Genomic DNA, 19,119 nt, shown 5'->3' with positions numbered 1-19,119 from the left:
AGACGGGGGACTATTCATTCCTCTGGGACTTGCGCATTTATGACTGATAATATAATTTCAATTGATCAAGAAGTCCTTGAGGGTTGTTTAATAAATTCTGGGCCCTGAAAAAGATGCTTCCACCAATTTCGCTGTATTGTTCATTATATTTGAGTTGTGCAATGATCTCTATCGCACTGTGCCAGCTCTTCTCCTGTTTCAGATCCCCCACCTTATAGGCAGCATGTCCGATGAGCAGGTCCACCTGGGTACCTCTCACTTCGTTTACCCACCAGTCCACCAGCTTGTCATAATCTGCTGAAGCAAAATTCATACTCCAGTAAATCTGGGGAGCAACATAGTCGATCCAGCCGTTACGTATCCAAGTACGTACATCTGCGTACATATTGTCATAAGCCGTAACACCTGCTTTGGTATCTGAACCCGTTGGATCGGACGATTTATTCCGCCACACACCGAACGGACTGATGCCAAAATCAATCTCCGGCTTGACGCGTTCAATACGCTCTCCAAGGGTTTGAACGAATGTATTGATGTTGTTTCTGCGCCAATCACCAATATTCTTAAATCCACCCTGATTGTACATTTTGTAAGCTGCAGCATCATTAATTGTGGTATTCGAAGGATAGAAATAATCATCCAGATGAATTCCGTCAATATCATATCCATTAACAACTTCCATAATGGTATCGATAATATGCTGGCGTGCTTCAGGTATGCCAGGATTAATCATCAGCTGGCTATTCACCTTGAGAATCCATTCCGGATACAGAAGAGCAACATGATTAGGAGCAAGACCTGCTGTGGATGTATCTGTATTGGCACGGAAAGGATTAAACCATGCATGGATTTCCATCCCCCGGCTATGAGCTTCCTCTACCATGAAGGATAATGGGTCATATCCTGGGTCATTCCCTTGTTTGCCTGTCAGAACTTTTGACCAGGGCACTAAGGAGGAAGGATACAGAGCATCTCCCGCCGGACGAACTTGCACGAAAACCGTGTTAATTCCAGAATCCTGCAAAGTGTTTAGCATGCTGGAGAATTCCTGCTGTTGTTTAAGCATATTGTTTTTGCTCTTGTCAGATGGCCAATCCAGATTAAATACCGTCGAAATCCATGCCCCGCTCACTTTATCTTCATGGAATACAGGAGGATTTCCCGGTATCGATGGCGGAACGGCGTGATTTTGGGTCAAGGAGATCTGCTGAGCGGCTTGATTCCATTTTACCGTTAGTCCCAGGTTCTCACTAATAAAACGAAGCGGAACCATCACTCTGCCATTTTTGATCTGGACAGACGCATCAAGAGAAATGGTCGCTCCATTCACTAACGCGTTGTTACGTCCAGCGGTCAATACAAGCTGCATGCCATCTTTACTGACCGTCACGGTCTTAGTTCCTTGATTCCATCCGATTTGTGCTCCAAGCCCTTCACTAATGACACGTGTAGGAACCATCGTGACATTTACCTTGGGCAATATATATGGGGAAATATCACTGTTCAGCTTTTTTCCGTCCAGAAAAATGCTGATTCCCGGACTTTTAGCTTGTGCAGAGGGAACCACCAACGGGAAACATAACAACAAGATGAACATCACAAGCAGCCATCTACGAATTTTCATTCCATAAATCCTCCAGAAATGATAGATTTGCAGGTAAATAAAGCAAAAAAGCATCTGTCATCAGTGACAGATGCCCTGTTAAGATTCGCTGACTAATTCGTTGTGAATGTCACGTAACTCCTGTATCCGGCTCTCATCCCGCTTCAAAAACTCAACAAGCGTTTCAATTCTAGTTATGGAATCCCAGCTGAGATGATGCTCTATACCTTCTACATCTTTATAAATATTCTCTTCCAGCACACCAATCAAGCCGAGGAACTCTTCCAACAGCTGATGACGCGCCATTAACCTTTTGCCCATCTTTTTGCCTTTGCTGGTAAGCACAAGACCACGATATTTCTCATAAATCAAATATTCATCTTTATCAAGCTTCTGAATCATTTTGGTGACGGATGAGGGGTGTACCTCCAAGCCTTCGGCAATATCCGAAACACGCGCATATCCCTTCTCGTCGATCAGCTTGTAGATGCGCTCCAAATAATCCTCCATACTGGGTGTCGGCATCTCTTTCCCTCTCTTCTAAAAATTACGTGACTCTAAAATCTATTTTTACCTGCACATGTTATGATACATGTTTCTAAGAGCACTTGGCAAGTCCTGCTCTCTGTCCTTCGCATATTTGCCACGGGTTCCGGGCTGCCTCGGTGCACATAATATGCCTGATCATACATTCCTGAAAAGGAGGCGAAAAGCCCTCTTGTCCGACAAAACTTTAATCCGCTCCTCTCCCTCTTCCAAATCCACTCGGCTGTTCATACCGGATCTGGTTTATTTTGAGCCTGGGGCGCTGGAGTATCCAAAAGGAAAACAATTCATGGATTTCGTTACAGCTAGGGGCATCGAATACCGGATGACGACCTCACATAACCGGGTCACCAATCTGCCAGGGGAAACAGAGAACGAGAAATACCGGATAGCTAAAAGAACACTGGTTGTCGGCGTTCGGAAGACGCTTGATTTTGACCAATCCAAGCCCTCAGCCGATTATGCTATTCCGATATCAACCGGCTGCATGGGACACTGCCATTACTGTTATCTGCAGACCACGCTTGGGTCGAAGCCATATATTCGCGTGTATGTTAATACGGACGAAATCCTCGCTAAAGCCAAGGAGTATATTGAACAGAAAGCTCCGGAGATCACAACCTTTGAAGCGGCCTGTACCTCCGATCCTGTTGGGCTGGAGCACATTACCGGCTCGCTGGCAGAACTGATCCGGTTTATGGCCGACGAACCATCCGGGCGGCTTAGATTTGTGACCAAATTCCATCATGTGGATCCCTTACTCGGGCTCAAGCATAACAAGCATACCCGCATCCGGTTCAGTATCAACTCGGACTATATCATCCGGCAGTTCGAGCCGGCGACCTCCCGTTTCCATGAACGGATTGAAGCCGCTGCGAAAATCGCCCGGGCAGGGTATCCGCTCGGGTTTATTATCGCCCCAATTATATGGTATGACGGCTGGGAGCAAGGGTACGCGGAGCTGCTTCAATCTCTGGCTAACGCCCTGCCCGATGATGCTGCTCAAGGACTTACCTTTGAAATGATTCAGCACCGGTTTACCAAAACAGCCAAGACCATCATTGAAAAACGCTACCCAAAGACCAAGCTGGAGATGGATGTCGCCATGCGTAAGCAAAAGTGGGGGAAATACGGCCGGTACAAATACGTATACCCCGATGAACAGCAAACCGCCCTGCGACAATTCATCACAGAGCGGATATTCGAGTACTTTCCAAGTGCTAAAATCGATTATTTCACCTAAAATTTCAACCATTCCGGTGTAAGAGACTGCAGCCAGATCGTTATCCGGAACATTTGGTTCGTAAACAGCAGGATCCCCATGAGAATCATTAACACGCCGCCAATCTTCATAATGGTAGATGAATATTTCAGAATCCAGCGGGTCGAGCCGATGAAGAAGGCCAGGATAAAGAACGGTACCGCAAAGCCTAAGGAATACGCGGTGATTAACGGGAACCAAGTGCCCGGTTCAGTAGCTGCAAGGGCAATAATGGCCATTAGAATGGGCCCTACACAAGGTGACCAGCCTGCTGCAAATCCGATGCCAAACAAGAATGTGCCTATGTATCCGGTCGGTTTGGATTTAAAATCAAACTTTCGATCCTTCATTAAAAACTTGGGTTGAAAAATACCGGCCAGCATTAACCCCATCAAAATAATTAAGAGTGCAGAAAGCTGTCTGATCAAATCCTGATACTCGATGAATATTTCACCAAATATACCGGCACCCCAGCCCAGCGAGTAATACACAGCCGAAAATCCAAGGATGAACGCAAGCGTATGTGTAAGTGTACGCCTGCGTACCTCCTTACGGTTCTGTTCTGTCTTCAGCTCATTAACCGACATGCCTGTTATGATGGATAAATAAGATGGGTATAATGGCAGGCAGCACGGTGATATAAAGGAAGCCAGACCCGCAGCAAAAGCAATACCAACATTAATATCAGCCACTTCGTTATCCCCCTAATGTCGTCAAACCTTTTTTTCCGATCATGGTGATAGCCAGTAGTGCAATTAACAATAATACAATCGTAGCACCGGGTGCCAAATTAAACACTCCCGCGAGAATAAGCCCTACAATGACTGCGATTTCGGAAATAATAACCGACAAGACAATCGAAGATCTGAAGCTCTTGGCCAGCAGCAGACTGATTGCAACAGGAATCGTCAACAGCGCCGAAACGAGGAGAGCACCCACAATCTTAATCGCTGTACTCACCACAAGCGCTGTCAGCACAGTAATAAGCATATTCATCATCTTTACGGGCAGGCCGCTAACGCTAGCTGCATCTTCTTCAAAACTGAGCAGAAAGAACTCTTTGAAAAACAAACCGATCACAACGACCACTATCAGCGTTACCCCGCCTACCATGTATAAATCTGTGGTATCCAGTGTGTAAATACTACCAAACAAATAACTCATAACATCTGTATTATAACCCATTCCAAGTGTAAAGAAGAGAGAGGCTAATGCCACACCGCCGGACATAATGATGGCTATTGACAATTCTGCATAGCTTTTATATGCCTTTCGGAGCTTCTCAATCGCAAAAGAGGCAAGCACAGCGAACACCAGTCCTGCTGCCAGCGGATACACTTCGATAAGAAATCCGAGAGCTACTCCGGCGATAGTAACATGAGATAAGGTATCTCCGATCATGGATAACCGCCGCAGTACAAGGAATATTCCAATAAGCGGAGCCGTAAGCCCGATCAGTATACCGCCGAGGAGTGCCCTCTGGAAAAAGTCACTTTGAATTATATCAAGCAATAGTAACGTCTCCTTCACAAACAATACATTTAAACTTATACGAGCGAGTGCTGCAAATCCTGCTTCTTACAATTTTCAATCTCATGTGAATGCCGTACAAAAAACTGTATTTTCCCGTTTTGCTGCACTGGCGATTCTCCCAGATAACCGTTAACCATATCAATATCATGAGTCACCATCAGGAAAGTCATATTATGATGAGCATGCATATGGGTTATCAATTCAAAAAAGCTTGCTTGCGTTTCGATATCGATGCCTTTCGTTGGTTCATCTAAAATAAGGAGGTCCGGCCGGTTAATCAAGGCTCTGGCAAGAAATACACGCTGCTGCTGTCCTCCGGAAAGCTGACCGATCCGTTTATCTGCAATATCCTGAATCCTCATAACCTCAAGCGCATCATCACATTTTTGCTGGTGCTCACGGCCTATGCGGCGGAACATATTTTTTCTGTAATACAATCCGGACAGCACGACCTCACGTACCGTCGCCGGAAACAGTGGATTAAAAGAATTCTTCTGAGGAACATATCCAATTCGCTCCCAATCCCGGAATTTGCGGATCGGCTGACCGAATAACTCGATACTGCCCTCTGCCGCTGGCAGAAGACCTACGATCATCCGCAGCAGTGTCGTTTTCCCCGCCCCGTTGGAACCGATAATACCTACAAAATCACGCTCTTTGACGACAAAATCAAGATTACGGATAACCTTCTGATCCCCGTAGGAGAATGATATATTTTTCAGTTGTATAATCGATTGGTGACAATCTTGTGCTGCCGATATCATACTTTGGCCGCCTTTCTATTTATTCTTACGAGGTATTTCATAACCGTTAGATTCACTTTATTATTGTAAGGCCTTAGTGAGATTTTGCAAATTTTTCTCCATCAGTGTGAAGTAGTTCTCACCCTGCTGTTCCTGTTCCTCAGTTAATCCTTCCACCGGGCTCAGTACAAGTGTCTCTACTCCGGTCTCCGCAGCTAAAGTTTTTGCCAGTTTATCCGATACCAGCTCTTCAAAGAAAATATAACGAATACCTTCCTCTTTCACGGTCTTCGCCAGTTTAACTAAATCGCGTGCTCTAGGTTCGGCATCCGGTGACAGTCCCATGATGGCATGCTGCTCCAGATGATAATCCCGGGCAAGATATCCGAATGCCTGGTGAGAGACGACGATTTCATTCTTTGGCAGTCCAGCCAGCTTAGTAGTGAAGGCTTCATCCAGCTTCTCAAGCTTCTGCTTCAATACGTTGTAGCGCTGATCATATTCATCAGCATGCTCAGGATCGACATCCACCAGACTCTTATGGATATTGGATGCCATAACAAGCGCCGATTTCGGACTCACCCAGGTATGCGGATCTACATGGTGGTCATGATCCCCATCCCCATGTCCATGACCGTCATCCCCTTCGGCATCAATCAGTTCAATTCCTGAACTCACTTCTACCGGCTTCACTTTCGTATCTCGATTCAGCCCTTTCAGAAATGAAGGAACCCATCCTTCAAGCCCTGCCCCATTATATAGAAACAGCTGCGCTTTAGAGGTATTGACGATATCTTGACTCTTCGGCGTCCAGTCATGCGGTTCTACGCCAGTCTGGAGAAGGTTGATAACATTCACTTCTTCTCCACCAATCTCCTTCGTAAACTCATATATCGGATATATGGTTGTCATCACATTCACCTTATCCTCAGCAATCGTACCCGAAGAAGTGCTGCACCCTGTAATAGCTAGCAGAAGAGTCAGCAAAATCAATCCGTATCCCGTCTTCAATCTTGATTTCATTTCTATTTACACCCCAATTTAGAGTTTAATCGTAATGATTACTAACAAGATTATAAGAGTAGGGAAATCATATTGTCAACTAAATCGTAAGAATTACTATTAAGGTCATGTTTTGATAAATGCCTCATTTGCTGTTGGGAGACGCTTCGGGTACGATCGTTCCTATCATCGCTGTTGTGTTCCAATTTCCTGAACTACTTTTTTCGGAGGGGAAATTGGAACACAAAGGCGACCGCTGCCGCTTGTCCGGAATCGATTCGTTCCCTCCGCTTCACCGTGCATATTCATTCAAAACAGAAGCCTTAACTTGTTGAAGAAGTCGGCGAAGACCAAAACAAAGACATGGCGGTACCGGGATTAGCATCCCTAACACCACCATGCCTCTATTGCTTGTATGATATTCACTCGTATGAGCTGTCTCGTCAACGAGAAACCTGCATATGAGGCAGCTTCACATATAAACACTCTGTTGATGATTCGTTATTTCACAATCGCGCCGTTCGGCATGCTGTCCGGCACGGTTGCCAAGGTTAGTTCACTGCCTTTGGAAGCGGCAAGGATCATGCCCTGAGACAACTCTCCTCTGAGCTTAACTGGCTTCAGGTTTGTAACACAGATTACTTTACGGCCAACCAGATCCTCCGGTTTATAGAATTTTGCAATACCGGAAACGACCTGGCGCTGCTCATAGCCGAGATCCAGCTGCAGTTTAAGCAGCTTATCCGCCTTTTTAACCGGTTCTGCAGCGATAACTTGAGCTACACGGAGTTCAACCTTGGCAAAGTCTTCGATGCCGATCTCCTCTTTGTGCTCAATCTCTTCATCTTCAGCTGGAGCGGATGACTCCTTCTTCACAGCTTCTTCTGCCGCAGCTTTAGAACCGCCTGTCATCGCCTCAGCGATATAAGCAACCTCTTGCTCAACATCAAGACGTGGGAAGATTGGATCTCCCTTTACAAGCTTTGTTCCTGCAGGGATACAGCCAAAGTTGCGTCCGCTATCCCAGCTTGTCAGTTCGCCTTCCTGAAGTCCTAGCTGCTCCCAGATTTTCTGAGGCGTGCGAGTAAGGAATGGCTGCAGCAAGATGGAAGCAATACGCAGCGATTCTACCAAGTGACTCATAACGGATGCCAGTTCTTCACGCTTGCTCTCATCTTTAGCAAGTGCCCATGGCTGAGTCTCGTCGATATATTTGTTACTGCGGCTCACGAATTGGCCGATCGCTGTCAAAGCAACTGAGAACTCCATGTTCTCCATGGACTCTTCTACCTTGTCATAAACCGCTTTAGCTGCCTCTTCCAGGGACGCATCAAATGCGGTTACGCCGGATTGATAAGCTGGCACTTCTCCGTCAAAATACTTGTTGACCATAGCTACTGTACGATTCAACAGGTTTCCAAGGTCATTCGCAAGGTCAGAATTTACGCGTTCGACAAAGCTCTCTGGTGTAAATGTGCCGTCTGCACCGAACGGTACTTCGCGAAGCAGGTAGTAACGCAGTGCATCCAGGCCGTACCGGTCAATCATCGTTACCGGATCAACGACATTCCCTTTGGATTTGGACATTTTGCCGTCCTTCATCAGCAGCCAGCCGTGCGCAAATACTTTCTTCGGAAGCGGGAGATCCAGAGCCATCAGAATAATCGGCCAGTAAATCGTATGGAAGCGGACAATCTCCTTGCTCATCAGGTGCACGTCTGCCGGCCAGTATTTATTAAACAAAGACTGGTCCTCAGTACCATAACCAAGCGCTGTAATGTAATTCAAAAGGGCATCGATCCACACATAAATAACATGCTTGGGATCGCTCTTTACTTTTACTCCCCACTCATAAGTGGTACGGGATACTGCAAGATCCTCAAGACCCGGCTTGATGAAGTTGTTAATCATCTCATTCTTGCGGGAGATTGGCTGAATGAAATCCGGATTCTCTTCATAGAACTGAAGCAGACGGTCAACATATTTGCTCATCCGGAAGAAATAGCTTTCTTCCTTCACCAATTCAACCGGACGGCCGCAGTCAGGGCAGTTGCCGTTCTCAAGCTGACGCTCAAGGAAGAAGGATTCACAAGGTGTACAGTACCATCCTTCATAATCCCCTTTATAAATATCCCCTTGTGCAAGTAAGCGTTCGAACACATCTTGAACGACCTGCGTATGACGCTTTTCCGTGGTACGGATAAAGTCTTCATTCGAAATATCAAGCTTCTTCCACAGGTCCTTGATTCCTGCAACAATGTCATCAACGAATTGCTGAGGTGTTTTACCAGCTTCAGCAGCTTTACGCTCGATCTTCTGACCGTGCTCATCCGTTCCCGTCAAATAACGTACATCGTAACCCCGAAGCCGCTTGTACCTTGCCAATGCATCACCTGCCACCGTTGTATAAGCGTGACCAATGTGAAGCTTGTCGCTCGGATAATAAATCGGAGTCGTGATATAAAAGGTCTTCTTGTCAGTCATTATTCATCCATCCTTTTCACAGTTTTTCATTGTGGTCTAATCCATGAAAAAAAACAACAAAAAGCCCCCGTCCCTATGGGACGAGAGCTGTTCTCACGTGTTACCACCCAATTTCCCTGCTCCCTTTCGGGTACAGGCTCACCGACCGCCTTCGAAAGACGACCGCCCATTAACGCTGGATCACGCCGCTCCTTTACGCCAGACCAAGCTGGATCGCTCAAAAGCGGTTCCTCCAAGACCATTTCCGAAAATCTGCCAAGACCGGTTTGCAGCTACCCCGGCTCTCTGTACAAGGCACGTATCTTCGTACTTATCTCTTCCTCGGAAATAACATATATATCACCAATATAATCAACCACACACCGGAGTGTCAAGGCAGCATATCAATATCCTGATCTTTCTGCTTACCCGGCATCCCCTTGCGGGGCGGAACCAAGTCGATTCCTCCCGGATTAAATGGATGACAGCGAGCAATACGCTTTGCTGCAAGCCAAGATCCCTTCAATGCTCCATGCACTTCAATTGCCTCAAGCGCATAGGCAGAGCACGTTGGATAAAAGCGGCAGGTGGCCGGCTTTAAGGGAGAAATAAATTTGCGGTATATGTGAATCGGCACTTGTACAACACGACTTGCCACTGGTTTATTCATGATAGAGATTCACGCTTTCCATTATTCGGCCGACTTTCATCTGAAGCACTATTAGCCGCTGCCGAGTTATCCTTCACACCGTCTTTACAATCTTTACAATATCCGAATACTTCAAATTTATGCTGAACGACCTGAAAATCCTCAGGACCATCCGTCACTTGCATCGGACAAAACTTGATGGGATATGCTCTCTGACACTGCAAGCAAATCATATGATGATGGTGGTGTTCCTCGCTGCAGCTGGCTCTAAATTTAATTCCTTCTTCAAACACTACCTGCTCAAGCACTCCAAGATCATATAATACTCTCAGGTTTCGATATACTGTATCAAAGCTGAGACCGCTATATTTCTTGCCCATATACTCATATACATCCTTGGCGGTTAAATATCCGGGATGTTCCCCAAACAATTTGGCGAGCGTTTTTCGCTGATCGGTGATGCGCAGCCCATTCTCAGACATGCCATTTATGATCTGTTCCGTCGTCAGCATACGCAGTCAGCCTCCTGTTAATATGAAATAATCTTCTGATCCCTATCTAATAATAATGCCTCAAAATAGATGTCGCGTCAACGAGGCTGATACCGGTTGCATCTGAGCTATCTATATGATTACCAATTATGAATTTCGGATTTCATCCATAGAAAAACCCCCAAGTATTCTTGGGGGTTTGATCATTCCTAATTCGTCTTTAGTTCTGGAAGAGGTGTAAACAGAAAATTTATAGGCAAACTGCTGCCCGGTGCGGCTGTAAATACAATATCTACGGCCTGCTCATAGCTGCCTGTACGGAATAAGATGCTGGCCTCATTAGGAGCAGAAGCCGAACCTGCATTTGGAGCACCTACAATAATCCCATTAACCATAATCACACCCATATATTTACCGCCTCGCGGATTCATTGAGATCAAGGTATTCGGAGAGACACGATGCATCCGAATATGGTAAACAACCCCGAAATTACCAGCATTCGACGTTGCATATCCGGTTATGCCATCATATCCAGTCAAGTTCGGATCATTTACCTTATCACCAATCGCTAGACGTGCTGGTGTATTCCCTACCAGTTCACTGGATTCAATCAGTCGGGTTGAATCCGAATAAGTTCCCCGATTGTGTATCCCGTCGCTCGGATGAAGTCTTAGGAATGGAAGCTTCTGAATCGGGTCTTTACTCTCCTCAACCATCACAATCTCATAACGAATTGGAGAATCCGTATACAGATCCGCAAACAACGAGATAACCTGATCATTCTTCATCGGAAGCGCACTTAGCTCCTTAAGAATAGTCCTGCTTTCACCCGGCTTGAGATATATAGTCTCATAGTCATTCCCGGTCTGCATGGATTCGAAGAATCGCTGCACGGATGTTTTCCCAGTAGCTGTAGGAATATCGCTTGGACCCCCAAAGCCGACATACTCCGTTGTTAGCTGAGCACTTGTATCATTAATATTCGTTGCCACAACATACATCTTCACTCGTTTACCTGTTGCGTTCCGGTGATGGATCATAAACCTTGTGGAACCGATCCCCGTTTCGCGATAAACAATACCTTCCGTATAAACTGTTTCCGGACTGTTGCTGCGAATCAGCATGACAGGCTCAGAAGTTCTTGTATAAGACACCTGATTCATCGAAGGAACCTTCGAACCGTCAAAGATATACTCTTCACCGATATTTGAGAACAATTGCCCGAACTCTTCTCGAGTGTACAGCGTTTCAGATGTAATGATAATCGTCTTTTCGTAATAATTCGTAGCTCCATGCTTGTCCGTTACGGTTAGTCCAATTCTTACAGGTCCCGGTGTAAAAAAGGCTGCTGCATTATTGTCCCAATCCCAATTGACGATCGCATTCTCATCATCTGTGCTTTGGTCCGTATAAGTGATTTTTTCACCCATCTTGTACTCTTCTTTATCCGTTGCAAACAACGCAACCGGCGGTTCATTCGGAACCAGCACCTCAATGGTCACTGAATATGGATCACTCCACTCTCCACTTGAGTCCTGTACCGAGTAAGTTATGGTTTTTATGCCTGGCTCAGCAAAAACGTCCTCTCGACCTTCCCAGTTCTCATTAATAATAGGTAACCCGGAAGGTGAATATGTGTTCGTCTTATACTTCACCGTAGTTTGGCCCGCAAAAATTTCCTTATTCTCAACCGTAAATGTGCCTACTGGCTTCGTGCTCAGGTTAAGAATTATCCGTTTGTTAGACTGGTCCACCTTGTACGGAATATCGAGCGCTTGCGTAATAGAAGTTAGCGGAACCATGAAGACGTTTTTAGATTGATATGCAGCACCTTTCATTGTCGTCTTCGCACCATTAACGGTATAAATCTTGCTGTCTGTCTTAAACCGCAATTCATCCGAACCTCGAATAATGACAGTTTCCTTCGTTTTGCTGTCATAGGTCAATTTCAATCCAACACGATCAACAAGCGACCGGATCGCCACATAAGATACCCCGTTCTTCACGGCCATCGGCTGCCCGGCAGTATAGAGCTTACCATTGTGATACATCTTATCGCTGTTCATCATTAAGATAAGGCCTGGCTCATCCGGAATCGAAGGAGCTGGATCAATTTCAACAGAACCGCCTCCGGTACCACCATTTCCATTGCTTATACCAGATAGGTCCAGAATGACTTTTTTCTCAGCCTGGTTTACTTTATAAGGAATACCCAGCGCCTGGGTAATGGAAGTGAGCGGAACCATAAATGTATTCTTGTACTGATATGAAGGACCTTTCATAGGTCTGGATGCACCGTTAACCTTATAATTGCTGCTATCGGTTGTAAAACGAAGTTCATTGCCATCTTTTAAAATAATCGTTTCCTTCGTTGTATTATCATATTTAAGCTTCAGTCCTGCTTGTTCAACCATAGCGCGAATCGAAATGTACGATACTCCATTCTTCACGGCCATGGGTTGTGCTGCCTTAAAAAGCTTTCCATTATGGTACATATTTGCGCTGTTCATAATCAGCACCAACTCATCGCTTGAAGCATTGGGTGTTACCTTCGTATCCTGAGCTTCAATTTCCCTTGTTACAGGAGAGTCAGATGGTGGTATTTCCTTTCCCTCTATCACTTCACGCTCAGGAAGCTCGGATGCCACTTGATCCTCATTCATCAATTGCGAATCCAAACTCTGATCTTCTGTTAAAACTCTCTCGGCTTCCGGCAAGTTACTATTCGGTGTTAAACCCTTGTTAGTCGCACCTCGAGCTGCATTTTCATCTTGTGTTTGCAACTTTAGAGACTGCTGCTGTTCTGTTACTCCGCTGCTCGCACTCTCGGATACCTCAACTTCGTCCGGTACGATGGCAGCAGAAGACTGTGCACTTACAGGCACGACAGATGAAACCTGTGCCATAAGGAGTGCAGTGATGATGGACATTCTCTTCAGTTTCATGTTCCGCTCCTTTAACTCCTATGTGATTTTGATTCTCTCTATCTAAACTTCATAGTATTAGACGCCTCAGACCGGTAAAAGTTGCTATATTTTTAGTTGAAAATGAAAAAACCGGAAGATTCCTGTCGAAACAGGGCTTCCGGTCTCTTATAAACTATGAATTTCTTTTATATCTTAGAATAAGACTGCTATTTATAATTCAAGCTTACAGGCAGCTTACCATCTGGTGAAACTTCACCATATAATACTCCTGCCAAAGCATTCATATAATGCGGCGTATTCTCATAGCAGCATAAATATGTCGGAATTTGAGGCAAATCATTCATATCATATGGGTTCCGGGTTGAAGCCACTACCAATTTAACCGATTCCAGCTGCATCAGCTTTTCTACAAGCTTACGCTGACCAGACGGAAGACGGCTCTCGGAAGTGTATGTTGCTACGACAACTTGCTTATAACGGCTTGCTTCCTGAACAACTGTATTTACCTCATCATCTGAAAGCTCTGTACCGATACGAATTTCTTCAACCTGTCCCCCGTGGGCATTTAAGGCATCTCCTAAAGTGTAGGAATGGGTCCATGCTTGATCCACTTCGGTTGCTTTAAGCAGCTCTGGCCAATAAACAAGCGTGGAAGCTTCACGGTTTAAAGGAAGCTGCTGTTCATCCTTTACAAGTGTTATTCCCTTCCCTGCAATCTCGGACAAAAGCTCCTTGGCTTCGCTGTTTATTTCAGTAATTTCAACGCTCGGCGAATCCGCTGCCTTCTCCGCATTTCGCATCTTTAATGACAGGACTCTCTCCACGGAAGCATTAATCCGCTCTTCGGTTATCCGTCCGCTCTTGACAGCTTCCAAAACGGCTTCGACAGCTGATTCCTGAAGCTCCAGTCGATGGCTGACAAGCACGCAATCTGCTCCCGCCTCTATAGCGCGGATCGCTCCTTCAGGTACTCCTGCCCCTTTAGATATAGCATGCATCTCCAGGCAATCTGTAATAATAAGTCCTGAGAAGCCCATTTCCTCACGCAGCAGACCGGTTAATACAGCATGCGACAGCGTTGCCGGAATCGGATCCGGTTCTATCGAAGGGAAACTTACATGCGCTGTCATAATCGCATCTACATCGGCTTCAATTGCTTTTTTGAACGGATATAGCTCTACCTGCTCCAGCCGCTTGCGATCATGGGGAACAGATGCCAGTCCCAGGTGGGAGTCAACACTTGTATCCCCATGCCCCGGAAAATGCTTAGCCGTCGCGGATACTCCTTCTTCCTGGTATCCTTTAATTGCAGCAGCACCATGCGCAGCAACCGCTTTAGGATCCTCACCAAATGACCGAACGCCGATCACCGGATTTAACGGGTTATTGTTAACGTCAATACAAGGAGCAAAGTTCATATTAATTCCAAGTGAACGGAGCTCTTTCGCTCCAATTCTTCCAACCTGGTACGTATACTCTTCACTTCCTGCCGCACCAAGCGCCATATTGCCTGGAATACGACTAATACCCTCATGATCTATTCTTGCTACCATACCGCCTTCCTGATCAATGGATATGATGAGCGGCGGCTGTCCGCTTGCAGCTGAGATCTGTTGAAGTGATTCAGACAGTTCTGACAGCTGCGATAATGTATGTACATTTCTTCTGAAGTAAACAATGCCGCCCACATGATAATCCTGAATCAGTTTTTTTGCATGGTCATTAGGTGTAAGTGCGTCAAAGCCGCAGATAAACATTTGGCCCACTTTTTGTTCCAGCGTTAAATCAGATACCCTTAAATTCATCCTATCAAACCTACTTTCATTTTTTATAGGCACTATAGATTGCATGAATTTCTTACAAAGCCTTGGAACTGCTGCATACTTCACGAAATTCGGAAGGCGTCATACCTGTAGCTTTCTGAAACACCTTTGTAAAATACCTGCGCTCATGATAACCGACAAAGGCTCCGATCTGCGCGATATTCTTATCACTGTTGGTCAGAAGGAACTTGGCTGCCTCCATACGCTGTTTCGTCAGATACTCCACAAAGGTAACACCGACATGATTTTTAAATAAAAGGCAGAAATAGCTGGAGCTGATGCCCAAATAGTCTGACAATTCTTCAATTCCCAAGTCTGAGCCTAGATGCGTATTGATATAATCGAGTGCAGACATCATTAACTGTTCCGGCGGTTTTTTCACAGAATCAGGGTCCGGCACACGATCAATGAGGGATACAGAACTGAAGTATTTTTCCTTCATCTTTTTCTTCCGAATCTCCTCACCAATTTCACGTATTCGTTCCTCGAGCTCAAAATAATGAATCGGCTTGCTGATATAGTCTTTGACTCCCAGCTTGATCGCTTCCCGTGCATATTCAAATTCCTGGTAGCCTGTCAGCAAAAAGATCTCGGCATCACTTCCGTGCTCCCGTAATTTTGAGATAAATGTTAATCCATCCATCACAGGCATTCGAATATCGCATAAAATCAGTTCAGGATCATGCTCTTCAGCGATGCGCATGGCCTCTATACCGCTTCGAGCAAGACCAACCACTTCCATTCCTATGTCCTTCCAAGGGATTACTTTATTAAGATTATTAAGGATTGGGGCCTCGTCATCAACTAATAGCACCTTTATCATGTCGTTCTTTCCTCCCTGTCGTAATTAGGTAGGATACAGTGAATAATCGTGCCTCCAGGCTGGCTTGAGCATATGAACAGTCCATAGCCTTCACCATATTGGATACGAATACGATCAGCAACGCTGCGAATGCCAAGACCTCTTCTTTCCTGATTTAACTTTAAGTCGCTTGTCTCCTGCTGGGAAAGATTCTTATCTTCCTGTTTCATATATTCAAATCCCGAAAGTTGTTTGGAGGTCATACCGAGACCGTTATCCTCCACTTGAACAATCAGATTGCCACGGTCACTCCATGCCTTGACTACAATTTTTCCTTTATAATCAATTCCTTCGAATCCATGCTGAATGCTGTTCTCCACAAGCGGCTGAAGAGTCAGCTTCAAAATGCGGCAGGATAACAGCTCCTTTGGCACATCAATCTCGTAATCAAATACATCTTCGAAACGGAACTTCTGGATTTCCAGATAACTATTCAGATATTTAAGTTCCTCTTCCAGGGTTATTTCTTCCTTATCCTGAATACTGATCCTTAAAATGCTAGCCAGACGATAAACCATTTCACTGACTTTACGCCCCTCGTTCTGGACAGCAAGGACATTGATGGACTCCAAGGTATTAAAGAGAAAATGCGGCTTGATCTGAGCTTGGAGAAGCCTCATATGCGCTTCTGTTTTTTGTCTCTGTTCATTGCGGATCTGATCGAACAAGAGGTTAATCCGGTCCATCAGGTCGTTAAATCCCTTTGACAGGAGCAGCAGCTCGTCCTCACCTTTTTCCTCCACTCTCGCGGTCAAATCCCCATCTTCAACACGGCGCATAAAGCGAATAATGACTGCAATGGTCCCTGTAATCCGGTTCATAAAAAATTTATTAAACGCAATGGCTGTCACTAGACAAAGACCAAGAATCACAATAAACCATTTTGCAAAAGAAGTAACCTCTTTAGAGAGAGAGTCCCATTTCGTAACAGATACCAGGCTCCAGGGATGCCCATCCAGCTTATGAATGGAAACGACACTTTCTTCCCCGTCAAATTTAGATTTAAAGCTCTGATATTCGGACTTGTATTCCACCTGCTGTTCCAGGAATTCACTCATGTTCTTGCCGTCGTTAACTTCTTTAGGATCAAATAGAATCAGTCCCTTATCATTAACAAGCAAGAAGGACGTATCCTGCAGATTGTTCGGCAGCGTCAGGTTTCGGAAAATCCGTTCAAATTCGAGTCGTTTAATCTGGACAACGAGAATGCCTTCTTTGCGAAAGGTTTCCATATTCTTGACCACACGCATTTGGGAAAATACAGGCTCCATCCCGCTCAGCTCAGGATATTCATAAGGAGCGACCCACTTCGGCGCACCATTGAGTTGAATGACTTCTTCATATAAATGGCTCTTCTTGAACTCACTGAATGGAAGTGCGCCAAAGTTTTCTTTGGTGAATATAGGGACATGGCTGGTTTCCCTGTTCATATTGTACAAAAAAGCAAAGCTAATCCCCGGATGGTTATATAACAGATTTCGAAAACTGCGCTGGGTCGCATTAAGCTTCAACTGCTTGGAATTTGCAATATAATCCTGGGAATCAGGATCATCTGCCATGAGCGCCGTTGTAAATACGGATGATGTAATGCCGCTGACTGTTACATTCTCCAGCTCCTCAAATGCATTAAGAATGCTGTAGCTAATCGCTTTCAAAGAATATTCGGCCTGCTGGCTGTACTTCTTCTCAATTGAGTTATACGTTACAAAGAAAGTGAACAAACCCAATACAAGCAGAGGAATGATAATAAGTCCCAAAAATGCTGTAAATAACTTGTTTCTCAGGTTCATGCACAATCTCCCAGTTCCTTGTAAATTTAGCCTTTCACACTGCCTGCTGTAACCCCTTCAATGATCTTCTCTTGAAGGATAGCATAAATTATTAAAACTGGCAGTACGCTAAATACAATTCCTGCTGACATCTGTGCGTAATTCGTGTTGTAAGCATCTCTGAAGCCCACCATTCCGACAGGAAGGGTTCTCAGCTCATCGTTTGACAAGAAATAGTTAGCCAGCAAAAATTCGTTCCAGTTACCAAGGAAGTTAACAATGAATACCGTTACGATCGCAGGAACAGTAAGCGGTAAAATAATTCTCATAAATAAACCGCCTGATCTTAATCCGTCAATAACTGCCGCTTCTTCGATTTCACCAGGTAAGGAGCGCATAAATGCTGCGAGAATGATCACGGAAAAAGGAATGGCATTGGCGACATACGGCAGAATAAGAGCCATATGTGTATTTAGAATATCCAGCTTTTTCATCATTCCATAAATCGGCAGCAACAGTGAGTTATTTGGAATTAACATACCAATCAAAATCAATTGAAAAATAATAGCGCTAATTCGATTATATCTCATTCTTGTGACAGCAAATGCAAGCATTGCAGCAAAAAGGATAGATAAGCAAGCTGACAAAATACCAATGTACAAACTGTTAAAGAAATACGTGCTGATCTTGGCATTTACCCAAGCGTTCACATAGTTATCGAGTACAAATGTATCCGGCAATCCAAAAGGATTCGTGGCAATCGCCTGATTATCAGCCTTTACGGAAGAGAATAATACGAATAAAAAAGGATATAGAATAACGAGCATATAAGCTAATAAGAAGATGTGTGGGATAAACTTTTTGAATGCTCTCATTAGTATTCAATCCTTTCGCTTCGTCTTGCAAACAAAAATTGATAGAGAACCGTTACTATCATAGTGAAAACAAAGATCAGTACGGCAATTGTATTACCGAAGCCATGCTGGAAGCTTGTGATCGCATACCGGATCATATAGGTTGCCATGACATCCGTCGATCCGGCGGGACCACCCTTTGTCATAACGAGCACAATATCAGCAGCCTTCATAGCTCCTGCAATCGACAGCATAATAACTACAGAAACAATTGGCATAATGAGCGGAAGTGTAATTTTACGAGCTCTTTGGAACCCTGTTGCTCCGTCAATAGCAGCTGCCTCTTCCAGCTCTTTAGGTATCGAAATAATCGCGGCAAGTACCATAACGATGTAAAATCCGGTCCACTGCCATGCGTTAGTTATCAAAATGGAGATCATTGCCCATTTTTTATCCGATAACCAGTAGATAGGCTCTACACCAAACAAACCAATAATTTCATTCATCAGACCGAAATCAGGATTGTAGATGAAGCCCCACAGAATACCGATTACAGCGGTGGACATGATGGATGGAGCGAATACGGCGGTTTT

At 44.9% G+C, this 19,119-nt stretch carries 17 protein-coding genes; 1 reads left to right on the top strand and 16 read right to left on the bottom strand.

Annotated elements, in window-relative coordinates; genetic code table 11:
* Positions 1-37: 37 nt before the first annotated feature.
* Together BN1234_RS16105 and mntR are read right to left on the bottom strand one after the other, a co-directional pair.
* Positions 38-1,624, bottom strand: coding sequence for a family 10 glycosylhydrolase (locus BN1234_RS16105; protein WP_054957685.1), 1,587 nt, complete (start codon positions 1,622-1,624; stop codon positions 38-40).
* A 78-nt stretch (positions 1,625-1,702) separates the two neighbouring features.
* The gene (gene mntR, locus BN1234_RS16100) at positions 1,703-2,128 is read right to left on the bottom strand and encodes a transcriptional regulator MntR (RefSeq protein WP_054957684.1); all 426 of its coding nucleotides are present in this window, start codon (positions 2,126-2,128) and stop codon (positions 1,703-1,705) included.
* Between the two features lie 193 nt (positions 2,129-2,321).
* On the opposite strand from mntR, the gene splB reads away from it, so the two are divergent.
* A complete protein-coding gene (splB, locus tag BN1234_RS16095) occupies positions 2,322-3,392 on the top strand; it encodes a spore photoproduct lyase (RefSeq protein ID WP_245640197.1) in 1,071 nt (356 codons plus the stop codon).
* Here the strand turns inward: splB and BN1234_RS16090 are convergent.
* The 14 genes from BN1234_RS16090 to BN1234_RS16030 form a co-directional block, all read right to left on the bottom strand.
* Positions 3,389-4,102, bottom strand: coding sequence for a cytochrome c biogenesis CcdA family protein (locus tag BN1234_RS16090; protein WP_054957683.1), 714 nt, complete (start codon positions 4,100-4,102; stop codon positions 3,389-3,391). The genes splB and BN1234_RS16090 overlap by 4 nt on opposite strands.
* 4 nt (positions 4,103-4,106) lie before the next feature.
* A complete protein-coding gene (locus BN1234_RS16085) occupies positions 4,107-4,922 on the bottom strand; it encodes a metal ABC transporter permease (RefSeq protein ID WP_054957682.1) in 816 nt (271 codons plus the stop codon).
* A gap of 35 nt (positions 4,923-4,957) precedes the next feature.
* Positions 4,958-5,707, bottom strand: a complete 750-nt coding sequence (locus BN1234_RS16080) for a metal ABC transporter ATP-binding protein (RefSeq protein ID WP_054957681.1) — start codon at positions 5,705-5,707, stop codon at positions 4,958-4,960.
* Between the two features lie 60 nt (positions 5,708-5,767).
* Positions 5,768-6,709: a metal ABC transporter solute-binding protein, Zn/Mn family gene (locus BN1234_RS16075; RefSeq protein WP_054957680.1), complete on the bottom strand. Its 942-nt coding sequence runs from the start codon at positions 6,707-6,709 to the stop codon at positions 5,768-5,770.
* A 480-nt stretch (positions 6,710-7,189) separates the two neighbouring features.
* Complete coding sequence (metG, locus tag BN1234_RS16070; RefSeq protein ID WP_054957679.1) at positions 7,190-9,172, bottom strand: methionine--tRNA ligase; 1,983 nt, start codon at positions 9,170-9,172, stop codon at positions 7,190-7,192.
* Between the two features lie 26 nt (positions 9,173-9,198).
* Positions 9,199-9,393, bottom strand: a complete 195-nt coding sequence (locus BN1234_RS23185) for a hypothetical protein (RefSeq protein WP_442417711.1) — start codon at positions 9,391-9,393, stop codon at positions 9,199-9,201.
* Positions 9,394-9,542: 149 nt separating this feature from the next.
* Positions 9,543-9,821 (bottom strand): membrane protein insertion efficiency factor YidD, encoded by a 279-nt coding sequence (gene yidD / locus BN1234_RS16065; protein WP_054957678.1) that lies wholly within the window; start codon positions 9,819-9,821, stop codon positions 9,543-9,545.
* Complete coding sequence (locus tag BN1234_RS16060) at positions 9,818-10,312, bottom strand: Fur family transcriptional regulator (RefSeq protein ID WP_054957677.1); 495 nt, start codon at positions 10,310-10,312, stop codon at positions 9,818-9,820. The genes yidD and BN1234_RS16060 overlap by 4 nt, the downstream gene beginning before the upstream one ends.
* A 188-nt stretch (positions 10,313-10,500) precedes the next feature.
* The gene (locus BN1234_RS16055) at positions 10,501-13,236 is read right to left on the bottom strand and encodes a stalk domain-containing protein (protein ID WP_054957676.1); all 2,736 of its coding nucleotides are present in this window, start codon (positions 13,234-13,236) and stop codon (positions 10,501-10,503) included.
* A gap of 188 nt (positions 13,237-13,424) precedes the next feature.
* On the bottom strand, positions 13,425-15,023 hold the full coding sequence (gene nagZ, locus BN1234_RS16050) for a beta-N-acetylhexosaminidase (RefSeq protein WP_054957675.1): 1,599 nt from the start codon (positions 15,021-15,023) through the stop codon (positions 13,425-13,427).
* A gap of 52 nt (positions 15,024-15,075) precedes the next feature.
* On the bottom strand, positions 15,076-15,864 hold the full coding sequence (locus tag BN1234_RS16045; RefSeq protein WP_054957674.1) for a response regulator transcription factor: 789 nt from the start codon (positions 15,862-15,864) through the stop codon (positions 15,076-15,078).
* On the bottom strand, positions 15,861-17,693 hold the full coding sequence (locus BN1234_RS16040) for a cache domain-containing sensor histidine kinase (protein ID WP_054957673.1): 1,833 nt from the start codon (positions 17,691-17,693) through the stop codon (positions 15,861-15,863). Before BN1234_RS16040 ends, BN1234_RS16045 begins: the two co-directional genes overlap by 4 nt.
* 26 nt (positions 17,694-17,719) lie before the next feature.
* Positions 17,720-18,547, bottom strand: a complete 828-nt coding sequence (locus BN1234_RS16035; RefSeq protein ID WP_054957672.1) for a carbohydrate ABC transporter permease — start codon at positions 18,545-18,547, stop codon at positions 17,720-17,722.
* The coding region (locus tag BN1234_RS16030) for a carbohydrate ABC transporter permease (RefSeq protein ID WP_156337237.1) at positions 18,547-19,119 on the bottom strand (573 nt) is incomplete at its 5' end. The genes BN1234_RS16035 and BN1234_RS16030, both read right to left, overlap by 1 nt.

Origin of the sequence: Paenibacillus dakarensis (genome assembly GCF_001373415.1) — a bacterium.
In the GTDB taxonomy this organism is placed as follows: Bacteria; Bacillota; Bacilli; order Paenibacillales; family Paenibacillaceae; genus Paenibacillus_AQ; species Paenibacillus_AQ dakarensis.
Note: the sequence above shows the minus strand (reverse complement) of the source record. Positions and strands in the feature narration are given on the sequence as shown.